The organism is Brevundimonas sp. GW460-12-10-14-LB2 (assembly GCF_001636925.1).
Classification (GTDB): Bacteria; Pseudomonadota; Alphaproteobacteria; order Caulobacterales; family Caulobacteraceae; genus Brevundimonas; species Brevundimonas vesicularis.
This window is the reverse complement of sequence record NZ_CP015511.1, coordinates 2507037-2527686: the sequence shown is the minus strand read 5'-3', so window position 1 is coordinate 2527686 and position 20650 is coordinate 2507037. Positions and strand designations below refer to the sequence as shown.

The window sequence follows — 20650 nt, the reverse complement described above, 5'->3', positions numbered from 1 at the left end:
GATCAGACGCGTTCGATGACGGTGGCGGTGCCCATGCCGCCGCCGATGCACAGGGTGACCAGAGCGGTCGACTTGTTCGAGCGCTCCAGCTCGTCCAGCGCGATGCCGGTGATCATGGCGCCGGTGGCGCCGAGCGGGTGGCCCATCGAGATGCCGCCGCCGTTCACATTCATCTTGGCGTGGTCGATGTCCAGCGCCTGCATGTAGCGCAGGACGACGGCGGCGAAGGCCTCGTTCAGCTCCCAGACGTCGATGTCGTCGGGCGTCATACCCAGCTTGCCCAGCAGTTTGCGGGTCACATATTCCGGGCCGGTCAACATGATCGACGGCTCCGAACCGATCGAGGCGCCGCCCAGGATCTTGGCGCGCGGCTTCAGGCCCAGGGCCTGGCCAGCTTCCAGCGAACCGATCAGCACGCCGGCCGAACCATCGACGATGCCGGACGAGTTGCCCGGCGTGTGGACGTGATTGACGCGCTCGACCTCGGGGTAGCGCTGGTTGATCACGCCGTCGAAGGCCATCTCGCCCATCATGGCGAAGGAGGGGTTCAGGCCCCCGAGCGCCTGCATGTCCGTGTTCGGACGGATCGTCTCGTCATGATCCAGGATGGTCAGGCCCAGCTGGTCCTTGACGCCGATGACCGAGTTCTTGAACCGACCCTCGGCCCAAGCCTTGGCGGCGCGCTTGTGGCTCTCCACCGAATAGGCGTCCACGTCGTCGCGGCTGAAGCCGTATTTGGTGGCGATCATGTCCGCCGACACGCCTTGCGGCACGAAATAGGTCGGGAAGGCCGAAGAGGGGTCGGTCGGCCAGGCGCCCATATCCGAACCCATCGGCACACGGCTCATGACCTCGACGCCGCCGCCGACGGCGAAGTCGGCCTCGCCGGACTTCACCTTGGCCGTCGCCATGTTCACGGCTTCCAGGCCCGAGGCGCAGAAGCGGTTGATCTGGACACCCGCAGTATATTGCGACCAACCGGCCGAGAGCACGGCCGTACGCGCGATGTCGGCGCCGAGTTCGCCCACGGGCGTGACGCAGCCCAGGATGACGTCGTCAACCTTGGAGGTGTCCAGGTCGTTGCGGTCACGCAGCGCTTCCAGCACCTGGGTCGCCAGGCTGAGGCCGGTGATCTCGTGCAGCGACCCGTCCTTCTTGCCCTTGCCGCGCGGCGTGCGGACGGCGTCGTAGATATAGGCGTCAGCCATGGAAGTGCGTCTCCATCTTTGGGCCCATCCTCAACGTGCGGCAGGTCGCGGCACGACGGACAAGGCGGTTCCAAGCGTGGACGCCAAGAACCCTACGTTTACGTCAACGTCAAGTAATAAGCCGCGTGATCGCGGCCGCTTGCGGCGGATGCTTTGACTGACTGAAGGTATGAGAGCGTGGGAACGCCGGCCGAGCGCCCGCTGTCAGCGCGGCGGAATACGGGTGGCGCCACCAGTGATCTTGCAGGCGTATTCGGTCTGGGGACGGCCGGTCTGAACGCCAGTCGGCGTCAAAATGCCTTGGTCACGCGTGCAGGCGGCCTCCAGAGCGTTCAGGTCCTGCTGATAGCTATTGGTCGCGCCCATCGAGCCGCAGCCCGAAAGCAGCGGCAGGACAACGGCGGCGGAAAGGATGAGGATACGCATGGTTCGCTGCTCCCTTTGGAGCGTCAACCGCTCCGCATAGCCCCCCGGCCCTCGAAGACTACTGCGTCGCCGACAGCCTGACCAGCTTGCCGTTCTGCTCGTCGGTGATGGCCCAGACCGACCCGTCGGCGCCGACCGCCACGTCGCGGATGCGCTCGCCCAAGTCTGTCAGCAGGCGTTCCTCGCCCACCACCCGGTCATTCTGGATGACCAGACGCGCAATATGTTTTTCCTTCAGGCCCGCGACCAGGAGGTTGCCGTCCCAGCCGGGGAACATGGCGCCCTGATAGAAGGTTGCGCCGCCGGGTGCGATCACCGGATCCCAGTAATAGACGGGCTGTTCGGTGCCATCCTTTTGCGTCGCGCCGCTGTTGATCTGACCGCCCGCATATTCGACGCCGTAGGCCGCATCCGGCCAGCCGTAGTTGGCGCCGGCCTTGTCCAGATTGACCTCGTCGCCGCCGCGCGTGCCATGTTCGATGGTCCAGATGGCGCCCGTTCCCGGCTGAACGGCAACGCCCTGGACGTTGCGGTGTCCCAGGCTCCAGATTTCCGGCAGGGCTCCGGCGCGGCCAACGAAGGGATTGTCTTGCGGGACCGTGCCGTCGGCGTTGATGCGGATGGTCTTGCCCATGTGCGAGCCTAGATCCTGCGCCTGGGGCCGCATGGGCTTGTCCGAGCGCTCGCCCAGGGTGATGAACAACTTGCCGTCCGGCGCGAAGGCCAGGGACGACCCGAAATGCTTGTCGCCGTCATAGACGGGCAGGGCGCGGAAGATGACCTGAACATTCTCGACGCGCGATCCGTCGTCCAACAGTCGACCGCGCGCGACCGAGGTGGCGTTGCCGCCCTCGCGCGGTTCGGCATAGCTCCAATAGATCATGCGATCCTGCGCAAAGCTCGGCCCGACGATCACATCCAGCAGGCCGCCTTGACCGCGCGCGTCGACGGCGGGCAAGCCCGCGACCGGTTCGCCGACCTGGCCCTGGACGGTGATGATGCGCAGACGACCCGGCTTTTCGGTGACCAGCCAGCGGCCGTCGGGCAGGGCCGCCAGACCCCAGGGGTGGACAAGGCCCGAGGCGACCACCGTGTGGGTCATGGCCTGTTCGGTCTTGACGCCCGGCGCGCGGGTCTGGCCGGCGAAGGCCGGTTGCTGATCGGGATTGTTCGCCGGACGGGTTTCCAGCGGGGCCCCGGCCTGAGGCGCAGCACCGGCGCTCTCGCTATTTGCGCCACAGGCGGCGGCGAGAACGAGCAGGGATGTCGAGGCGGCGGCGACGATCAGGCGCATGAAGGGCGAGCTCCGGCTGGGCTGTGGGCAGTCGTTACGAAACGGCGAGGCCAGCGTTACCGTTCCTGGCTCTGACCGTCTTGCGCTCTATCGCCGCAGGTTCTGGTTCGAGACGACTTGAACCGCGCGCCCGACGGCGATATAGGCACGCCTCTTTCGCGCTGGCCCCGGCCTCGCGCAGGGCCCGGGACTGGGTAGCTCAGATGGTTAGAGCGGTGGATTCATAACCCACAGGTCGGCGGTTCGATCCCGCCTCCAGTCACCATTTTGTTGTTGGTTAGCAATAACTTAAAGCGTCCTTGGCTTGGGTTGTTTCACGCTTGGGCCCATCAGCTTCGCGCTATGCAGCCGAACGTCCATTTTTCGGGTGGAAGTTTAAGGCCGAAGTCGACCCATGGCGGTCTTTCGGATGGTCGTCGTCACGGCTCTCCCCAACGACCTGACGATATGCAAGGATCATCCGGGGATTGTCCGTCGGCCGTCCTCAGATACGGGGAAGAAGATGATCATTGCTGCATTTCTGAGTGCCAGCCTCATGGGGCAGGATGCACGACCTCCGATCATCACTCCCGCGAACCCTGACGCCGCCGAAGCCGTCGCCGCATTCATGGGTTTAGGAAGATACGCCGGTACGTGCGCCGCTCACCTACCCGCCGGCGCCAAGGCGCGGCTGGAGGGCCTTACGTCCGATCAGGCGCCTCCGGGCGTGCCGACTTGGCTAGTCTCGAGTTTCAGGCAGGGGTATGAGCAAGGTCTCGCAGACCCTAGCCGCCCCGACAAAACTGCTGCTGAATGTCGAGACCTGGAGCAGGCAGCAAACTCTAGGATGCAGGCAGCCGCAGAACGGCTAAAGGGCCGCCTCTGAGGGTTTCGGCTCAGTTCCGCTAACCACCCTTCGCTGACATCTGCCGCGACCGCTTCCGGCCAGCGGGCCCACGTCCGCTTTCAACAGGGGAACCCAAGACCGCAATCGACCCATAGCGGACGTTGGCGTCTGGTTGCCTAACGGGGGGCACAGGGTGCAGTTTTCATAGATGGACGAAAAGCGACCCAGAAACCCGCAGGAAAAAAAGTCGCTCAGCTATGCGAACGACCGCCGCAATACCTATGGCGAAAACGACAAGGCATCACGGAAGGCCATTCCGGCAAGGAAGGCCGGTGAGAACCGCAGAGTCAGGCGTAAGGCAAATCAGGCCCTCAACGTTATCGCCCGGCTCGACGATGAAAATGCGGCAGTGATCGAAAGCTCTCTGAAACAAGACCTCGAACGCGTTGGCGGCTGGACGAAGTCTCCTGATGTTCCACTGGCTGAGTATATGGAGGTTCAGGCGCGCCTCAGATTATGGCGAAACCTCTCTCCCAATCGACAGCCTGACTGCGATTCAAAGGTCTCCTAGCGAACCTTGGCGGAACTTCAAAATGTCCGCTGGTAGACTGCGCGTTCTCGGCCCCTCAGCATTTGGTCATTCCCCTAGGATCGGGCCTGCTTCAGCCCGCAATGCGCATTGCTGGCGATGTGGATCTGTGCGTGGTCCCGCCTCCAGTCATCACTTTCCCACTGCGTATGATCGACTAATGTCGTCCGCTATGAGGTCTGGAGTGTGCAAGGCCCTCTGCAGTCCACTTCTTGAGCGCCCTGTACGCCTGATGTCTGCTTCGGCAGCGAATGCCCGTAGTGAAATCGAGCTTGGCCTATGTCGAGTTTCGGGTCTCGGGTCCGGCGGATCTTTAAGCGGCAGTCTGCGAATAGCTGATCAGCATTTGACCGGGTGCTTAGCGGGTGTTTTCCTCTCGCGGAGGTGGTACGCCTTCGGCTTGGGGAGCTTTCTGCATGCGCAGCCTATTGAAACATTTCGTCTTTGCCGTAGCTGTCTTGTTTATAGGAGGGCAGCCTGCGGTCGCGCGTGAGGATGCGCCGCCCACGCCTGTCGAAGATTGGTCGCTTGAAAAGGTCCAGGTCATCGGAGCGGCCCTGTATCGCCAGGATGCTGCTGCGGCTGTAGCTAGCGACGCGCTCACGCGACATTTCCGCAACCGTCCTCCCGCGGGCTTGATCGGCTGGATCGTGGTCGATGAGGGGGAGAACCAGCGAGTCCGCTTTTTGAGCCAGGAGAATGGCCAGCGGCGCGCCGCATGGGATGTGCTGGTCACCAGTGGAGGAGCGGGGCCGGTGGAAGCGGCTGTCGATCCTGTGCTGCCAGCAGACCAACTCGCACGGTTCGAGGCTCGCATGACGGCTGCAAATCAGATCGGCGAGCTGCGTTGTGCTCAGCGCTATAATGCCGTTGTCCTCAAGGATCCGGACAGCGATGATTGGCTGGTCTGGCTGCTTGCCTCCACCACGGATCCGAACAGCCTGATCCTCACCGGCCACTACCGTTTTCGTATCTCGGCGGACGGCCATTCGCTGCTGCGGCGCGACCAGCTTTCCGCGACCTGTATCACATCTGACCGACGTGAGGCCGCCCGCGACGGTCAGTTGAACGCGCTTGTCGTGAGCCACATCGTCTCCCCGTTGCCGGTGGAGACCCATGTCTTTGCATCGCTGTTGTATCGCCTGCCCATCTACGTGGTCACCGTGGGCAACGACACGATCTGGGCCGTCGAAGGGGCGAAGGTTCGGCGCTCCCATGTGCAGAACTGACAATTGGAACAGCGACGCAGTGCGGCGTGGTCGGAAGGCCTGCAAGCCTAAGAACCAGGGTCCAAGTTCGTCAGCGGTCGACACCGCTGAACTCCGCTTTGTATCGGATATGTTCGGGACGATGCGGACGTCTGCGACGTTTCGCTGAAGCCAGCCAGGGCGCCAACCGCTGACAGAACCTAAAGATTACAGGGTTGGCGGACTTGGTGCAGGTTGGATGGTCAGTTCGACCGTGTTCCCGCCTATGCCAAGCAATCGAACTGTCGCGCGTCCCCCTCCGTTGAGGGTGAGCATCGGTCGAGCAACGACGATCCATTGCTCAGCTTCAGGACGAGCAATCGTTGCTTTCAACGTCAGCCGCTGACCTGCGCCTTCCGTCAGACTTGTGTCGATACGATAACGTCCATCGACCTGCGCATAGGCGGAGGAGCCAGGAGACATGGTCAGGGACGGAGCATCGACGATTTGACCTGCCTGGGACAAGGCGACCGCCACGACGTATTTTGGTGTCTCTGCGTCTTGCGCAAATGCGGGCGCGGACAACACAGCTGTCCCGATGACCAGGAATGCTACAGACCGCATCTCCAATGTCCCCTGAAGACCAGTGAGTGGTTGTTCCGCTCTGGTTCAGATATAGAGCAAAGCTCGCTGGCTATCTCGGGCCGGCACTGGATGATCGTTCAAACAAGGCCATTTGCGCGCTGCTGAGAGCGCATCCGGTGCGGAGTTCTTGTCGAGTCACCCCGCAATCGGCAACGCCTGGGTCTGCGTCGCTGCCAGCAGCCCAAGGTGTAAAGACTGACAGATCAAAGCGGTCCGGGCGGGATGCCGACGATCGAGCGGTCGTACTGCACCGCATCGCGGCTCTGGATTTCACGAAGTTCCTTGCGCTTTGCCTCGACCAGAGCGGCATATTGCTCAGGCGTGTAGCAGATGGTCTGCTCAAGCCGGCGTCCCGTCAGAGCTCGCCGTTCGCAGACACGCCGAGGCCGTTCCTGCGCTGTGGTCTGAGCGACTGGTCCAGTCTGAGGCGTTGCGACCTCGCCAGCCGGCGACGTCTGACCAGAAGCCTGAGCGGCGAGAGTAGCGGCGAAGAGCAGAGAAACTGGGAACACGGCTGTCTCCTTTTCGGACCAGACAAGCTCCCACGTCTATCCCTTCTTGGCAATCCAAGAGTTTGTCTCAGAAAGACTTAAGGTTGAGGTGAGGTCGGTGCGATGACCACGTCTCCGCTCGAGGCCGGCCGAACCACCGTCTGGCGTTCGATCACCACCGGTTCGGCGGCTCGGGCCTGTGCTGCGCGCGCTTGTTGGATCGCCCTGTCTGCTTCCGCCCGAGCCGCCATGGCCTGAGCCTGGGCCAGCGCGATACTGTCGCGGGCGTCGGCCTCACTGTTCCTGACAAGGGCGCTTTGCGCGGTGGCTTGGGCGTCGGCGGCAGCGGCTTCGGCCTGGGCCAGGCGAAGCTCTGCCGATGGATCACGATCGGAGGGCCTGGTGAACAACCATAGTGCGACGGCGATTACGATCGCGCCCAGCAGAGCGGCCAACCACCAGCCTGTGCTGCTTTCGCGCTCGACGATAATTGTTTCCTCCACACGCGGGAGCGTGCTGGCGATCGGAATGATCACATTCGGGTCGTCTCTGCGAAACTCGTCCATTGCCGTCTCCTCCTCCACTTTCGGAGCCAAACCCAATGTCGGGTTCTATGGTTCCGCTTGCTCTGGCCTGACTGCAACCTGCGCCGTTGTGCTGCGTTTTTCGGTCGAGCTTTCAACCTTGACCGGAGTTTCGTCGTGACGATCCGAACCAAAGCCCTGATGGCGGCCGTCGCCGCAATGACGCTGGGTGCTGCCGCCTGCACCCAGGCCGAGCAGGAAAAGACCGAGGCGCATGCCGAGGCTGCGGCCGACAAGACGGCCGATGTCGCGTCTCAGGCCGGCGAAGTGATCGAGGGCGGCGCGATGAAGGCGGCGCAGGCGGTCGAGAGCGGGGCCGGCAAGGTCGCTGACAAGCTCGAAACCGAACAGGCCGAGGCGGCGGCCGAGGGCAAGCCCGGCGCGATCAATCCCGCGACCGACCAGCGCGTTCCGGCGAACAGCAACTAAAGACGATCAGGTGAGAGGCGGTGCGCCGCCTTCCGCCAAGATTGCATCGATCAGGGCGCGCGCTTCCGGGCTGGACCAGTCCGCCTCGCCCTTCATGACGGCGCGGATGCGGCCCTGACGATCCAGGACGATGGTCTGCGGCATGGCGCCTTTGCCGGGGAACTCGAACGGCAGCTGGAATTTGGCGTCACTGTAGAACGGCAGGGGCGCGTGGTCGGCCAAGAAGCGTTTCGCCTCGGCTGCGGCGTCGGGCGTGGCGTCGACGTTGATCGGCAGGACAACCAGATCCTCCTTCGTCTCATAAGCCTTCGCCAGCGCCTGGAGCGTGGGCATTTCCGCCTTGCAGGGTGCGCACCACATCGCCCAAAGGTTGACGACCACGACCTTGCCCTGGAAGGCCGAGAAGCGGACGGCTGTGCCCGTGCGATCGCGGAACGCGTATTCGGGCGCCGAGGTTGATTCGGCCGGGGTCGACAGCGCGGCCAGGGATCCGACCGCGAAGCGCGCCAGATCGCTTTTTGGCGCCGCAGCGGCGGTTGTGGTCTGTTCGACTTGCGCCTTCTGGCGATGATTGGCGTATAGCGACATCGCCATGCCGCCGGCGCCGGCGATGGTGCTGACGACGACGACCGCGCCGACGACCGCCCAGATCGCCTTTCTTGAGCCGCTCATGACCGAAACACCTTCTTCCGACGCCAATCCATCCGGCGGTTCGACTGCGCCGGTGAAGCCCGCGGGTCAAGACATGTGGGGCGGACGCTTTTCGTCGCGCCCCGCCGAGATCATGCAGGCGATCAACGTCTCCATCGGCGTCGACCAGCGCCTTTGGCGTCAGGATCTGGCCGGATCGCGGGCCCACTGCCGCATGCTGGCCAAGCAGGGCATCATCGCGCAGGCCGATGCGGACGCGATCCTGGGCGGGCTGGAGGTCATCCAGTCCGAGATCGAGGCCGGGACCTTCCCGTTCCGCGACCAGTTCGAGGACATCCACATGAATGTGGAGGCGCGCCTCAATGAACTGATCGGCGAGCCGTCCGGCCGCCTGCACACGGCGCGCAGCCGCAACGATCAGGTCGCCGTCGATTTCCGCCTGTGGGTGCGCGACGCCTGCGATCGCTCGGTCGCGCAGTTGAAGGCCTTGCAGGCTGCGCTGCTGACGCGCGCCGAACAACATGCCGGCGACCTGATGCCCGGCTTCACCCATTTGCAGACCGCCCAGCCCGTGACCCTGGGTCACCATCTGATGGCCTATGTCGAGATGTTTGGCCGTGATGCCGGACGTTTCGCCGACGCCCGCGCCCGGATGAATGAAAGCCCGCTGGGCGCCGCGGCCCTTGCCGGTTCGCCCTTCCCCATCGACCGACAGATGACGGCGGCTGAGCTGGGCTTCGACCGGCCGATGGCGAACTCGCTGGATGCGGTGTCGGACCGGGACTTCGCCCTGGAGAGCCTGGCCGCCGCCTCGATCACGGCGGGGCATCTGTCGCGCTTGGCCGAAGAGATCGTGGTGTGGATGACGCCGATGTTCGGTTTCGCCAGCCTGCCCGACGACCTGACCACCGGCTCGTCGATCATGCCGCAGAAGCGTAACCCCGACGCCGCCGAACTGGTGCGGGCCAAGACGGGCCGGATCATGGGGTCGCTGGTCGCCCTGTCCACGGTGATGAAGGGTCTGCCGCTGGCCTATTCCAAGGATATGCAGGAGGACAAGCCGCCGGTGTTTGAGGCGTTCGACGCCCTGGACCTGGCCCTGGTCGCCATGACGGCAATGGTGTCGGCGCTGCAACCGAATACCGAGCGGATGGCCCAGGCGGCGGGCGCGGGCTTTTCGACCGCGACGGATCTGGCCGACTGGCTGGTGCGTGAACTGAACCTGCCGTTCAGGAAGGCGCACCACGTGACCGGCGCGGCGGTCAAACGGGCGGAGGGGTTGGGCGTGGATCTGTCGCAACTGCCGCTGGAAGAAATGCAGAAACTGGAGCCAGGGATCACCGAAGCGGTTTACAAGGTGCTGACCGCCGAGGCTTCGTGCCAAAGCCGCCAAAGCTATGGGGGAACCGCGCCGGAACAGGTCCGTGCGCGCATCGCCGACTGGAGAGCCCGCCTGTGAAAAAATCTCTGATCCTCGCGGGCGCGCTCGCCCTCCTGACCTCCGCCTGCGGCCGGATGGCCGATCTGGAATCGCCGGTGCGCGAGACCGAGCGTGCGCCGCGCAGCAGCCGAGCGCCGGGCCTGCCCGAGCCGGCGACCATGAACCGTCCGTCCAGCAGCGTGCCGATCGACGGCGGCCCATCCAACCCGATCGGCGCCGGCGCCGCCCAGAACGACCCGCGGTAAGTTGCACCATTTCGACCTGAAGGACGGCGCCCTCCATGCCGAGGGCGTGCCGCTGGAGCTGATCGCGGACGAGGTCGGCACGCCGACCTATGTCTATTCGACCGCGACCCTGAAGCGGCATTACGGCCTGCTGCGCGCTGCCGCCGATGCGCATCGGGATGCGCTAGGCGAGGCCCTGATCGCCTTTGCGGTCAAGGCCAACTCCAACCTGTCGGTGCTGGCGACTCTGGCGAAACTGGGATCCGGCGCCGACACGGTGTCGGAGGGTGAAATCCGTCGGGCTCTTGCTGCCGGCGTGCCGTCCGACCGGATCATCTTCTCCGGCGTGGGTAAGACTGATGTGGAAATGGCCTTCGCCATCAGCGTCGGCGTGCGTCAGATCAACGTCGAATCCGGCGCCGAGCTGGATCGGCTGATCGCCGTTGCGGCCATGATGGATGCATCGCCGGCCATCGCCGTCCGGGTCAATCCGAACGTGGGCGCGGGCGGTCACGCCAAGATCACTACGGGCGGCAAGGGCGACAAGTTCGGCGTGCCGGTCGAGGAGGCGATGGACCTCTATGCCCACGCCTCGGCCTCGCCCCATGTCACGCCGGTGGGCTTGGCCTGCCATATCGGCAGCCAGATCACCGACCTGACGCCGCTGGAGGCCGCCTTCGAGGTCTTGGCGGACATGACGCGCAAACTGCGGGCTCAGGGTCATGCCGTGACCCGGCTGGATCTGGGCGGCGGGCTGGGCGTGCCCTATTCCGGTGGGACCGAGCCGCCGTCGCCGGCTGAGTATGTCGCCATGGCCGCGCGGGTTCTGAACGGGCTGGACGTTGAGGCGGCGTTCGAGCCGGGCCGGCTGCTGGCCGCCAACGCCGGGGTGTTGCTGAGCCAAGTGATCCAGGTCAACGAACGCTCGGACGGACGGCGCTTTCTGGTGCTGGACGCGGCGATGAACGACCTGATGCGGCCTGCGCTGTACGACGCCTTCCACGACATCCAGCCGGTCAATCCGCGCGAGGGCGGGGCGACGTCCTATGACGTGGTTGGGCCGGTGTGCGAGACGGGCGACACCTTCGCGCGTGACCGCGCGCTGCCGCCGCTGGAGGCCGAGGACCTGATCGTCTTCACCGGCGCGGGGGCTTACGGCGCGGTGATGTCCAGCGAATACAACAGCCGGCCCCTGATTCCCGAGGTGCTGGTGGATGGCGATCAGTGGGCCGTGATCCGGCCGCGCCCGACCTATGAAGAGATGCTGGACCGCGAGCCGTTTGCCGATTGGCTCTGATCGCCGATTCTTCTCGACCGTTATAAAGTAACACGCTATAGGGCCGGTCATGTCCCCCGGTCCCGAACAGTCCGTCATGCTTTCCCTGCTGGGCGGCGGCTTCGTTGCGGCCTTCCTGCATGCGGCCCTGCCGACCCACTGGCTGCCCTTCACCCTGGTCGGGCGGGCGCAAGGCTGGCGACCGTCGCGGATCCTGATGGCGGTGACGGCGGCGGGCCTGGCCCATATCGCCACGACGGCGGTGGTCGGCGGTCTGATCGTGGCGGCGGGTCTGGCGCTGGATCAGTGGATCGAGGGCGTGCTGCCTCACCTGGCGGCGGTGCTGCTGTTTCTGTTCGGCGCCTTCTATCTGGCGCGCGCGACCCTGAAGCGCCCGGCCATAGCCGGTGGTCCCGCGGTCGAGACGCCCGAGCCGGCCGTGTCCGACAAGGCCGCCTTCCTCGGTCTGGTCGCCATGATGGCGGTTTCGCCTGGCGAAGTGCTGCTGCCCATCTATCTGTCTTCGGCCTCGGCGGGCCTTGGGGCCCTGGCGCTGCTGACGGTGGTGTTCGCGGCGGGGACCATCGCCGGCATGGCGGTCTTCACGGCCCTGGCCAGCGCTGGGGCCTCGATCCTGCGGCTGGAGCGATGGGCGCGATATGAGGGAGCAGTGCTGGGCGTGGCCCTGATCGCTCTCGGCCTCATTGTCGCCATGCACCAGCACTGACGCAATATTACATGATAACATTCAATGCGTTATCATGTAGCGGCTTGGCTGTTGCGCCAGAGGGCGTATAGGCGAGCCATGAACGCCGCGCACGACCACAGCCCCAGCCACCGGCATGACCACGATCATGCGGATCACGGCCATGGGCATTCTCACAGCCATCACGGACATAGCCACGGCCCGGTGGACATCGGCGACTGGCGCTATGCCGTTGGCCTGGTGGTCAATCTGCTGTTCGTAGCGTGCGAGTTCGGCGCGGGGCTGATCGCGGATTCGACCGCCCTGTTGGCCGACGCCGGGCATAATCTGTCGGACGTGCTGGGCCTGGCCATGGCGGGCGGGGCGGCCTGGCTGGCGCGACGCGGCGCACATGGGGCGGCGGGCGGTCGGCGGACCTATGGGTTCGGCAAGGCGACGGTGCTGGCGGCGCTGGGCAATGCGCTGCTGCTGATCTTCGCCTGCGGGGCCATCGCGTTCGAGGCCGTGCGGCGGTTCAACGAGCCCGCCCCGGTCGGCTCGGGCGTCATCATGGCGGTCGCCGGCATCGGCTTCGTCATCAACCTGGGCACCGCGCTGCTGTTCATGAAGTCGCAGCACGACCTGAATGCGCGCGGCGCCTATCTGCACATGATGGCCGACGCAGGCGTGTCGCTGGGCGTGGTGCTGGCGGGCGGGCTGATCATGATGACCGGCTGGTCGGTGGTCGATCCGCTGGTCAGCCTGGCGATCGTGGTCGTGATCCTGTGGTCGACCTGGGGCCTGCTGAAGGACTCGGTCAATCTGGCCATGGACGGCGCCCCGACGGGCGTGGACGTGCCGGCTCTGGAACAGGCGCTGATCGGCTTGCCGGGCGTGCGAGCCGTGCATGATCTGCACGTCTGGGGATTGTCGACGACCGAGACGGCCCTGACCGCCCACCTGGTCCACGACCGCACCGACACGGCGGCCCTGATCTGCGAGGCCCAGGCCGTGGCGAAGCGCTACGCCATTGGCCATACGACATTGCAGTTGGAGACCGAGCCGCTGCCCGATTGTCCGGGCTGCTGAGCCCTTAGGCCTGTTCGAACGTCACCGGCGCGCCCCAGAACTGGGACACCAGTGCCGACTGCGGCCCGGCCTGGCCGGTGGTCAGGAAGTCGCGACGCCCGCTGTCGCCCAGATCGTATTCGGGGTGCGCCTTGAAATAGCGCTCCAGCGCATCCGCCACCGCCGTCGGCTGTTCGATCAGAACGGTCCCGGCCGGCAGGGCCTGGGCGAACAGTTCGGCGACGATCTCATAGTGGGTGCAGCCCAGGATGGCCTTGTCCGGGTGGCGGCCGATGCGGCGACGCAGCGCATCGACGTGGTCGTCGATCACCACCTTCAGCTCCTCCGGCGGCGCGCCCAGTTCGATCAGGCCCGCCAGGCCGGGGCAGGGTTCAGAGAAGACGGCGATGTCCTCGCGCCGCTTGTCGATCTCGATCTCATAGACGCGGCTGATGGCGGTGGCGGCGGTGCAGAATACGCCGGTGATGTCGATGGAGGCGACCTTTTCGCCCTCCTGCGGGCGCTCGGCCTCGAAACTCCAAGGCTTGCCGGTCGCCGCCTCGATGGTCGGGACGATGATGCCCAGGATGTTGACCGGGCGGCCCAAACGCTCGCGCAGACCCGGCAGCCAGGTCTGTTGCAGGCGGCGAAGCGCAATGGCGCTGGCGGTGTTGCAGGCCAGGACGACGACGGAGGCGCCGGCCGCGAACAGACGCTCGCAACCGGTTTTCGTCAGTTCGACGATGTCTTCGCCGCCGCGCCCGCCATAAGGGGCGTGGGCCTGATCGGCCAGATAGACGAAGTCCCGCTGGGGGAAGCGTCGGGTCAGTTCGCGGTGGACGGTCAGGCCGCCCACGCCGGAGTCGAAAACGCCAATAGCCATGGCCCGGCTTTAGAACAGTGCGACGACGTATCCAACCGGATTGGCGACAAGTTTATCCCCGCGTCAGGTGACGGGGGCGATGCGTGCGCCTAAGTGTATCGCAACCATGATCTTGTTTCGGAGCATTCCATGCATAGACGCCAGCTTCTCATCGCGGGCGGCAGCCTGATGGCCCTGTCGGCCTGCGCTTCCACGGGCGCGACCTCGGGCGGGTCCGCTGCGGCGCCGTCCGCCGCCAGCGTCGCCGAGGAAGCGCGCATTGCCCGCGCCGTCCTGCCCCGCCAGACGCCGCGCGCCGAGCTGCTGCAGGCCTGGACCGGGAAGTATGACGGCGTTCCGCCCTTCGACAAGGTAACGCCGGCCAAGCTGCGCGAAGCCATGCTGGAAGGCATCGAACTGCAACGCGCCGATATCGCCGCCATCGCCAACAACCCCGAGGCCCCGACCTTCGCCAACACCATGGCGGCGCTGGAGCTGGCCGGCGAGCCGCTGGACCGCGCGTCCAATGTCTATGGCGTGATGACCTCCAACATCGGCGGCGAAGCCTATGACGCGGTCGACACCGAGCTGTCGCCGCTGCTGTCCGCGGCTGCTGACGAGATCACCTTCAACGAGAAGCTGTTCCAGCGGGTCAAGGCCGTCGCCGACACCGCGGACGCGGCGGGTCTCAGCGCCCAGCAGAAGCGTCTGGCCGAACGTCGCCGCGACGCCTTCATCCGTTCGGGCGCCAATCTGGACGCGGCCGGCAAGGCCGAACTGGGCCGGATCAACACCGCCCTGTCCAACGCCTTCACCCGCTTCGGCCAGAAGGTCGTCGCCGATGAGAATTCCTGGACGCTGATCCCCAACGAGGCCGGCGTGCGGGGCCTGCCGGACTCCAACAAGGCGGCCGCCGCCAGCGCGGCACGCAGCCGCAATCTGGAGGGCTGGGCGATCCTGAACACGCGATCGGCGGTCGATCCCTTCCTGACCTTCGCCGACGATCGGGCCCTGCGTGAGCAGGTCTGGAAGAAGTTCGTCAATCGCGGCGACAACGGCGACGCCAACGACACCAACGCGACCATCGCCGAGATCGTGAAGCTGCGCGACCAACGCGCCAAGCTGCTGGGCTATCGCAACCACGCCGAACTGCGCATGCAGGACACGATGGCCAAGACCCCGGCCAATGCTCAGGCCCTGATGGACCGCGTCTGGGCGCCGGCCAAGGCCCGCGTCGCCGAGGAAGTCGCCGACATGAAGGCGATCGCCGGCTTCGACATCGAGCCGTGGGACTACCTCTACTTCGCCGAGAAGGTGCGTAAGGCCAAGTACGACCTGGATCAGAACCAGCTGAAGCCCTACTTCGAGCTGAACGCGGTCCGCGCCGGCTCCTTCGCCATGGCCGAGCGCCTGTACGGCTTCCAGTTCAAGAAGCTGCCCAAGGGTTCGGTGCCGACCTTCGAGCCGGACGTCGAGGCCTATGAGGTCTATGACAAGAGCCGCGACGGCCGCCTGATCGGTTTGTACTACACCGACGACTACGCCCGTCCGGGCAAGCGTTCGGGCGCCTGGATGACCACCTATCGGTCGTTCTCGCAGCTGGACGGCTCCAAGGTCATCCTGGCGTCGAACAACAACAACTTCACCAAGCCGGAGCCGGGCGAGCCCGTGCTGATCTCGCTGGACGACGCCGAGACGTTGTTCCACGAGTTCGGCCACGCCCTGCACTATCTGTCGTCGGTGGTGACCTATCCGTCGTACGGCAATACGCCGCGCGACTTCGTCGAATATCCGTCGCAGGTGCACGAGCACTGGGTGCTGAGCCGCCCGATTCTGGACGGTTATCTGAAGCACTATCAGACGGGCGCGGCCATGCCGGCCGAACTGGTCAACAAGATCGAGGCCGCCGCCACCTTCAACCAGGGCTATGCGACGGTCAGCTATCTGTCCTCGGCCATCGTCGACATGGACCTGCACACGCAGGCCGTGCCGCCAACCGATATCGATGCGTTTGAGAAGGCCAGCCTGGCGCGGATCGGCATGCCCAAGGAGATCGTGATGCGGCACCGCCTGCCGCAGTTCAATCACCTGTTCACGTCAGATGCCTATTCGGCGGGCTACTACAGCTATCTGTGGTCCGAGACGATGGACGCCGACACCTGGGCCTATTTCGAAGAGTCGGGCGACGTGTTCAATCCGGACATCGCCGGCCGCTTCAAGTCGATCATGCTGGCCCCCGGCAACACCACCGATCGCGCCGAAGCCTATCGCGCCTTCCGCGGCCGCGACCCGGACGTGGCGGCCCTGCTGAAGGTCCGAGGCTTCCCGGTTTCCTGATCAAGGGCATTCCGTTCTTTGGGACGGATGAGGCCTTGGTGAAAGCCGCCTATCTATAAGTCGGATGCCGCCGGACGATCTGTCCGGCGGCGTCTTGCGTTTCAAGCGTCGAAGGCGAAGCGCCCGCGCGCATATTCGGCTCGGCGATGGTCGGGCAACAGAGACAACGCTTCCTGCCTGAAACTATTGCGACAGACCGGGCGCTCAATCGATCGGACACTACGGCAAAAGCGATCCGCGGCGCCGTTGACGCGTGCATCGAATGCAGCCGCTCCATGTCGGGTCGACAGATCGAGATCGCCATAGGGGATGTGGGCTTCGAACTGCGCGGCGTTTGCTGAACCGGCCGAGAGGACCGCGGCGGCCGTGATAGAGACGATTTTGAGCATGATCCTGAGTTCCGTTTTCCAACCCCTTGTTGTCCGGGGTGGCTAACGGTGAAGCTGGATCCGATCGAAACGGCGAAGCTTCTACGGCCGAATGGCGCCGCTTGAATAATTCGACGTCATGACATTTCGGTCAGGATCGAACCGTCTGCGCATCCGATGCTTCTACTGAGGCTTCTCACCCTCTAAGTCAGGGCAGGCATCTGCTGGAGATTTCATGACCGTCGTCGCCTCCTACGTTTATCGCGACGGCCAGCGCGTGCGAGAGGCGCCGCTTACGCCCGAGGGGTTGGCGCTGGAGCCGGGCGAGTTCGTCTGGGTGGGGCTGTACGATCCGACGGACGCCGAGATCGACGTTCTGGTGGAACGGTTCAAGCTGCATCCGCTGGCGGTCGAGGACGCCCTGGCGGCGCACCAGATGCCCAAGGTCGAGGTCTATGGCCGCGAACTGTTCGTCGTGGCGCGCACGGCCATGAAGATCGATGATCGGCTGGCCTATGGCGAAACGCACGTCTTCGTCGGCAACGACCATGTGGTCAGCATCCGTCACGGCTCGGCCCGCGCCCACAACCATTTGCGCACACAGCTGGAAGCCTCGCCCTTGCAGCTCAAGAAGGGTCCCGACTTCGTCCTGCACGGCATTCTGGATTTCATCGTCGACGCCTATGCCCCCATCGTGGACGATGTCGAGGACAGCGTTCTGGAGATGGAGCAGCGGACGCTGGACGCCTTTCTGTCACGCCTGGAAATCCGCCGGCTCTTCACCCTTCGCCGCGAGCTGCTGAAGTTTCGGCGCATCCTGGGGCCGATGGAAGAGGTGCTGGGACGGCTCCAGTCGCTGGACCTGCCCTGTATCGATCCGGACGTTCGGCCCTATTTCCGCGACGTCGGCGACCACGTGCGGCGGGTGAACAGCCGGCTGGGGGGCTTGAACGACATCCTGTCGTCGGTGTTCGAAGTGGCCAACCTGCTGGAGCAGCAGCGTCAGGGCCTGATCACGCGCAAGCTGGCCGCCTGGGCCGCCATTCTGGCCGTGCCGACCGCCATCGCCGGCATCTACGGTATGAACTTCGAACACATGCCCGAGCTGCGCTGGGAATACGGATACTATGCGGTCCTGGGCGTGATCGCGGCCATCTGCGCGGCGCTGTATGTGACGTTCAAACGGACGAAGTGGCTGTAGTCAGCCGCTGTTTCGCAAGCCGGCCGCTACGCCGTTGATGGCCAGAAGGATGCCCTCGCGGACGCGGGGGTCGTCGTCGCCTGCGCGGCGGCGGCGGATCAGTTCGATCTGGACGTGGTTCAGCGGCTCGACATAGGGCATGCGCAGCCGGATCAGCCGGTCCAGCTCGGGCTGGCCGCCCAGCAGGGCGTCATGGCCGGTGATGGCCAGGATGGCGTCGTGGGTGCGCTGCCACTCCTCGCGGATTTCACCATAGATGCGCGAGGCCAGAGAGGCGTCGGGGACCAGGGTGGCGTAGCGGCGGGCGATGGTCATGTCGGACTTGGCCATGACCATCTCCATGTTCTGGACCAGGGTCTTGAAGAAGGGCCAGGCCTCGGCCATCGCCTTCAGCTCGCCCATGTCCTTGCCCTGCACCGCCGAACCGAAGCCGAACCAGCCGGGCAGCATGACCCGGCTCTGCGACCAGCTGAACACCCAGGGAATGGCGCGCAGATCCTCGATCCGCGTCGAGGCCGTCCGCGACGACGGGCGCGAGCCGATCTTCAGATCGGCGATCTCGGCGATGGGGGTGGCGGCGCGGTAGTAGTCGACGAAGCCGTCGGTCTCATAGACCAGCTTGCGATAGGCGGCCATTGAACGCGCCGACAGGTCCGACAGGGTCGCGCCGTGTTCGGCGGTGAAGGCGTGATCCGTGCCCTTGCCCAGCGAGGCCAGCATGGCGCCGCAGGTCAGGGCGTCCAGATTGCGAAGCGCGATCTCCGGCTCGCCGTATTTGTTGGCGATGACCTCGCCCTGTTCGGTGGTGCGGATGCGGCCCTGGACAGTGCCTTCCGGCTGGGCCAGGACGCCGGCGAAGGACGAGCCGCCGCCGCGCCCGACCGTGCCGCCGCGCCCATGGAACAGTTGCAGCTTCAGCCCGTGCTTCTGCGTCACCTCGACCAAGGCGCGCGAAGCCTCGTGCAACTCCCAGCCGGAGGTCAGGTAGGAGCCGTCCTTGTTCGAATCCGAATAGCCGATCATCACCTCCTGCACCCCGCGCGCCTGGGCGACGGCGAGGGCGGAAGGTTCCTGCAACAGCCGCTCCAGGGTGGGGCGGGCGGCGCGCAGATCCTCTATGGTCTCGAACAGGGGGGCGGCCTGGATAGGGCAGGCGGCGGGGTCCTCGGGTCGGTAGAGACCGACCTCCTTGAGCAGCAGATAGACTTCCAGCAGGTCGGACGCCGCATCCGTCTTGGACACGATATGGGTGCGGATCGCCTGGGAGCCGAAGGCGGCGAGCGCGGTCGCCGCCGCCTGAAGGATGGCGCGCTCCTTCAGGGTTTCCGGCTCATAGTCGGCATAGGGGCTGAACAGCAGGCGCGGCGAGGCCAGTTCGGCGGCGAGCACCTTCAGGCGGCCTTCCTCGTCCAGCGCCAGATAGTCGGACTGGACGCCCGCGACCTTGAGCAGGTCGGCGACGACGCGTTCATGGACGTCGGCGTTCTGGCGCATGTCCAGGGTCGCCATATGGAAGCCGAACACCTCGACCGCCGTGATCAGGTCGCTGAGCCGATCGTCGGCGAAGACGCCGCCGTGGTGCGACACCAGGCTGTCGTGAAGCGTCTTCAGATCAGACTCGAAGGCGTCGGGGCCGGGATAGGGTTCGGCCTGGACCGCGGGGCGACGGGGCGGGGGGGCGTCGCCGAGCTTTTCGTGCGTGGTGGCGAGGCGGGCATAGACGCCGGTCAGGGCGCGGCGATAGGGCTCGTCCGCGCGGTGTGGCGAGGGGTCGTGGGCGGCGTCGGCCAGGGCCTGAAGCTCGGGCGACACCTGGGCCAGTTCGGCCGCGAGGCTGAGTTCGGCGCCCAGGGCGTGCACCTCGTCCAGATAGAAGGTCACCACGGCCCGCGCCTGGGTGCGGAAGGCGGCGGCCATCACCGTGGCGTCCACGTTGGGATTGCCGTCGCGGTCGCCGCCGACCCAGGTGCCGACGCGCATGAAGGGCTTCAGCCCGGGCGCCTCCAGCAATCGCCGCCAGGCCGACAACTGCTTTGGCGCGACGTGCAGGAAGATGCGGTCCAGGAAGGAGACCACGGTGTCGATCTCGTCCTGCACCACCAGCCCCTGGGTGCGGACCAGACGCGTGGCCCACAGGATGACGATCTGGCGGCGCAGCGGTTCGGCGATGGCGTCCAGGGTGCAGGCGTCGCCGGCCTTGTCGCAGGCGTCCAGCAGGTCGGTGATGGCGGCGATGCGGTCGATGACGCTCTTGCGCCGGACCTCGGACGGGTGGGCGGTCAGGACGGGCGAGATCAGCGACTGATCCAGCAGGGCGCGCACGGCCTCGCGATCCACGCCTTGATCGGCCAGACGCTTCAGCGCGCCTTCCGGCGTGTCGGGCCGGGCGCCGGCCTCGGCCTGGCTCTGGGCGCGGCGGCGGGTCGAGCGGTCTTCGGCGATATTGGCCAGCAGAGAGAATAGGGCAAAGCCGTGCGCCAAGCCGGCCGCCTGATCCACCGACATGGCGGTCAGCAGCTTCTCCAGCCGCTTGGCGGGGTGCGAGGCCGGGTCGCGGTGATAGGCGATCGAAGCCTGTCGCACCGCCTCGACATGGTCGAACAGGGCCTGACCACCCTCGTCGCGGATGATGTCGCCCAGAATGCCGCCGAGCAGTCGGACCTCGTCACGCAGGGCGTCGTCGGCGGCGGGACTCATCATCTCAAATATCCTGGGACGGCTTGGGGTTGGCGCGGGGAGGTCGGCATCTGGAAGGGCGAAGTCGCCCGCGTCAACGCACGATCCGTGACAGCCGCTCCCAGAAATCACCGCGTCGATCATGGTGAACCGCCCGTTAGGGTTTCTTAACCGACGGCGCC

General features: G+C 65.5%; 20 protein-coding genes and 1 tRNA gene. 11 read left to right on the top strand and 10 right to left on the bottom strand.

Annotated elements, in window-relative coordinates:
• Positions 1-2: 2 nt before the first annotated feature.
• The 3 genes from A4249_RS12605 to A4249_RS12595 form a co-directional block, all read right to left on the bottom strand.
• On the bottom strand, positions 3-1208 hold the full coding sequence (locus A4249_RS12605) for an acetyl-CoA C-acetyltransferase (protein ID WP_066553116.1): 1206 nt from the start codon (positions 1206-1208) through the stop codon (positions 3-5).
• A gap of 204 nt (positions 1209-1412) precedes the next feature.
• The gene (locus A4249_RS12600) at positions 1413-1634 is read right to left on the bottom strand and encodes a hypothetical protein (RefSeq protein ID WP_066553113.1); all 222 of its coding nucleotides are present in this window, start codon (positions 1632-1634) and stop codon (positions 1413-1415) included.
• Between the two features lie 58 nt (positions 1635-1692).
• Positions 1693-2928, bottom strand: a complete 1236-nt coding sequence (locus A4249_RS12595) for a PQQ-dependent sugar dehydrogenase (RefSeq protein ID WP_066553110.1) — start codon at positions 2926-2928, stop codon at positions 1693-1695.
• 188 nt (positions 2929-3116) lie between these two features.
• On the opposite strand from A4249_RS12595, the gene A4249_RS12590 reads away from it, so the two are divergent.
• From A4249_RS12590 to A4249_RS16660, 3 genes are all read left to right on the top strand, one after another.
• A tRNA-Met gene (locus tag A4249_RS12590) sits at positions 3117-3193 on the top strand.
• Positions 3194-3962: 769 nt separating this feature from the next.
• Positions 3963-4325 (top strand): hypothetical protein, encoded by a 363-nt coding sequence (locus A4249_RS16665; protein ID WP_156494715.1) that lies wholly within the window; start codon positions 3963-3965, stop codon positions 4323-4325.
• A gap of 434 nt (positions 4326-4759) precedes the next feature.
• Complete coding sequence (locus tag A4249_RS16660; protein WP_156494714.1) at positions 4760-5572, top strand: hypothetical protein; 813 nt, start codon at positions 4760-4762, stop codon at positions 5570-5572.
• A gap of 186 nt (positions 5573-5758) precedes the next feature.
• On the opposite strand, the gene A4249_RS16655 is transcribed toward A4249_RS16660, so the two are convergent.
• The 3 genes from A4249_RS16655 to A4249_RS12570 all read right to left on the bottom strand — a co-directional run bounded on the left by A4249_RS16655 (position 5759) and on the right by A4249_RS12570 (position 7232).
• Positions 5759-6115: a hypothetical protein gene (locus tag A4249_RS16655; RefSeq protein ID WP_156494713.1), complete on the bottom strand. Its 357-nt coding sequence runs from the start codon at positions 6113-6115 to the stop codon at positions 5759-5761.
• 263 nt (positions 6116-6378) lie between these two features.
• Entirely contained in the window at positions 6379-6687 is a 309-nt protein-coding gene (locus A4249_RS16650; protein WP_156494712.1) for a hypothetical protein, read from the bottom strand.
• A gap of 77 nt (positions 6688-6764) precedes the next feature.
• Positions 6765-7232 carry a hypothetical protein gene (locus tag A4249_RS12570; RefSeq protein ID WP_066553099.1) on the bottom strand — a complete coding sequence of 156 codons (468 nt, stop codon included), beginning with the start codon at positions 7230-7232 and terminating at the stop codon, positions 6765-6767.
• A gap of 135 nt (positions 7233-7367) precedes the next feature.
• Here A4249_RS12570 and A4249_RS12565 point away from each other — a divergent pair, with 135 nt between their 5' ends.
• On the top strand, positions 7368-7679 hold the full coding sequence (locus tag A4249_RS12565) for a 50S ribosomal protein L7/L12 domain protein (protein ID WP_066553096.1): 312 nt from the start codon (positions 7368-7370) through the stop codon (positions 7677-7679).
• 6 nt (positions 7680-7685) lie between these two features.
• Here the strand turns inward: A4249_RS12565 and A4249_RS12560 are convergent, their stop codons facing one another.
• Positions 7686-8351, bottom strand: a complete 666-nt coding sequence (locus A4249_RS12560) for a TlpA family protein disulfide reductase (protein ID WP_066553093.1) — start codon at positions 8349-8351, stop codon at positions 7686-7688.
• Here A4249_RS12560 and argH point away from each other — a divergent pair.
• The 5 genes from argH to A4249_RS12535 all read left to right on the top strand — a co-directional run bounded on the left by argH (position 8350) and on the right by A4249_RS12535 (position 13045).
• Positions 8350-9789, top strand: a complete 1440-nt coding sequence (argH, locus tag A4249_RS12555; protein ID WP_442854487.1) for an argininosuccinate lyase — start codon at positions 8350-8352, stop codon at positions 9787-9789. The two genes, A4249_RS12560 and argH, sit on opposite strands and share 2 nt — an antisense overlap.
• Complete coding sequence (locus tag A4249_RS12550) at positions 9786-10016, top strand: hypothetical protein (protein ID WP_055807399.1); 231 nt, start codon at positions 9786-9788, stop codon at positions 10014-10016. The genes argH and A4249_RS12550 overlap by 4 nt, the downstream gene beginning before the upstream one ends.
• Position 10017: 1 nt before the next feature.
• Positions 10018-11292: a diaminopimelate decarboxylase gene (gene lysA / locus A4249_RS12545; protein ID WP_066553088.1), complete on the top strand. Its 1275-nt coding sequence runs from the start codon at positions 10018-10020 to the stop codon at positions 11290-11292.
• A gap of 49 nt (positions 11293-11341) precedes the next feature.
• A complete protein-coding gene (locus A4249_RS12540) occupies positions 11342-11998 on the top strand; it encodes a hypothetical protein (RefSeq protein ID WP_066553081.1) in 657 nt (218 codons plus the stop codon).
• 78 nt (positions 11999-12076) lie between these two features.
• Complete coding sequence (locus A4249_RS12535; RefSeq protein WP_066553080.1) at positions 12077-13045, top strand: cation diffusion facilitator family transporter; 969 nt, start codon at positions 12077-12079, stop codon at positions 13043-13045.
• Positions 13046-13049: 4 nt separating this feature from the next.
• On the opposite strand, the gene A4249_RS12530 is transcribed toward A4249_RS12535, so the two are convergent.
• The gene (locus tag A4249_RS12530; RefSeq protein ID WP_066553078.1) at positions 13050-13907 is read right to left on the bottom strand and encodes a glutamate racemase; all 858 of its coding nucleotides are present in this window, start codon (positions 13905-13907) and stop codon (positions 13050-13052) included.
• Between the two features lie 129 nt (positions 13908-14036).
• Between A4249_RS12530 and A4249_RS12525 the strand changes: the two genes are divergently transcribed.
• On the top strand, positions 14037-16223 hold the full coding sequence (locus A4249_RS12525) for a M3 family metallopeptidase (RefSeq protein ID WP_066553076.1): 2187 nt from the start codon (positions 14037-14039) through the stop codon (positions 16221-16223).
• A gap of 101 nt (positions 16224-16324) precedes the next feature.
• Here the strand turns inward: A4249_RS12525 and A4249_RS12520 are convergent, their stop codons facing one another.
• Positions 16325-16612 carry a UrcA family protein gene (locus A4249_RS12520; protein ID WP_055754326.1) on the bottom strand — a complete coding sequence of 96 codons (288 nt, stop codon included), beginning with the start codon at positions 16610-16612 and terminating at the stop codon, positions 16325-16327.
• 214 nt (positions 16613-16826) lie between these two features.
• Here A4249_RS12520 and A4249_RS12515 point away from each other — a divergent pair, with 214 nt between their 5' ends.
• Positions 16827-17792 carry a magnesium and cobalt transport protein CorA gene (locus A4249_RS12515; protein ID WP_066553069.1) on the top strand — a complete coding sequence of 322 codons (966 nt, stop codon included), beginning with the start codon at positions 16827-16829 and terminating at the stop codon, positions 17790-17792.
• On the opposite strand, the gene ppc is transcribed toward A4249_RS12515, so the two are convergent.
• Positions 17793-20492, bottom strand: a complete 2700-nt coding sequence (ppc, locus tag A4249_RS12510; protein ID WP_066553066.1) for a phosphoenolpyruvate carboxylase — start codon at positions 20490-20492, stop codon at positions 17793-17795. It lies immediately after the preceding gene.
• Positions 20493-20650: the final 158 nt, after the last annotated feature.

Coding starts and splice junctions, on each gene's coding strand:
- A4249_RS12605 (WP_066553116.1), bottom strand. CDS start 1,208: ATGGCTGACGCCTATATCTACGACGCCGTCCGCACGCCGCGCGGCAAG.
- A4249_RS12600 (WP_066553113.1), bottom strand. CDS start 1,634: ATGCGTATCCTCATCCTTTCCGCCGCCGTTGTCCTGCCGCTGCTTTCG.
- A4249_RS12595 (WP_066553110.1), bottom strand. CDS start 2,928: ATGCGCCTGATCGTCGCCGCCGCCTCGACATCCCTGCTCGTTCTCGCC.
- A4249_RS16665 (WP_156494715.1), top strand. CDS start 3,963: ATGGACGAAAAGCGACCCAGAAACCCGCAGGAAAAAAAGTCGCTCAGC.
- A4249_RS16660 (WP_156494714.1), top strand. CDS start 4,760: ATGCGCAGCCTATTGAAACATTTCGTCTTTGCCGTAGCTGTCTTGTTT.
- A4249_RS12570 (WP_066553099.1), bottom strand. CDS start 7,232: ATGGACGAGTTTCGCAGAGACGACCCGAATGTGATCATTCCGATCGCC.
- argH (WP_442854487.1), top strand. CDS start 8,350: ATGACCGAAACACCTTCTTCCGACGCCAATCCATCCGGCGGTTCGACT.
- A4249_RS12560 (WP_066553093.1), bottom strand. CDS start 8,351: ATGAGCGGCTCAAGAAAGGCGATCTGGGCGGTCGTCGGCGCGGTCGTC.
- A4249_RS12540 (WP_066553081.1), top strand. CDS start 11,342: ATGTCCCCCGGTCCCGAACAGTCCGTCATGCTTTCCCTGCTGGGCGGC.
- A4249_RS12535 (WP_066553080.1), top strand. CDS start 12,077: ATGAACGCCGCGCACGACCACAGCCCCAGCCACCGGCATGACCACGAT.
- A4249_RS12530 (WP_066553078.1), bottom strand. CDS start 13,907: ATGGCTATTGGCGTTTTCGACTCCGGCGTGGGCGGCCTGACCGTCCAC.
- A4249_RS12525 (WP_066553076.1), top strand. CDS start 14,037: ATGCATAGACGCCAGCTTCTCATCGCGGGCGGCAGCCTGATGGCCCTG.
- A4249_RS12520 (WP_055754326.1), bottom strand. CDS start 16,612: ATGCTCAAAATCGTCTCTATCACGGCCGCCGCGGTCCTCTCGGCCGGT.
- A4249_RS12515 (WP_066553069.1), top strand. CDS start 16,827: ATGACCGTCGTCGCCTCCTACGTTTATCGCGACGGCCAGCGCGTGCGA.
- ppc (WP_066553066.1), bottom strand. CDS start 20,492: ATGATGAGTCCCGCCGCCGACGACGCCCTGCGTGACGAGGTCCGACTG.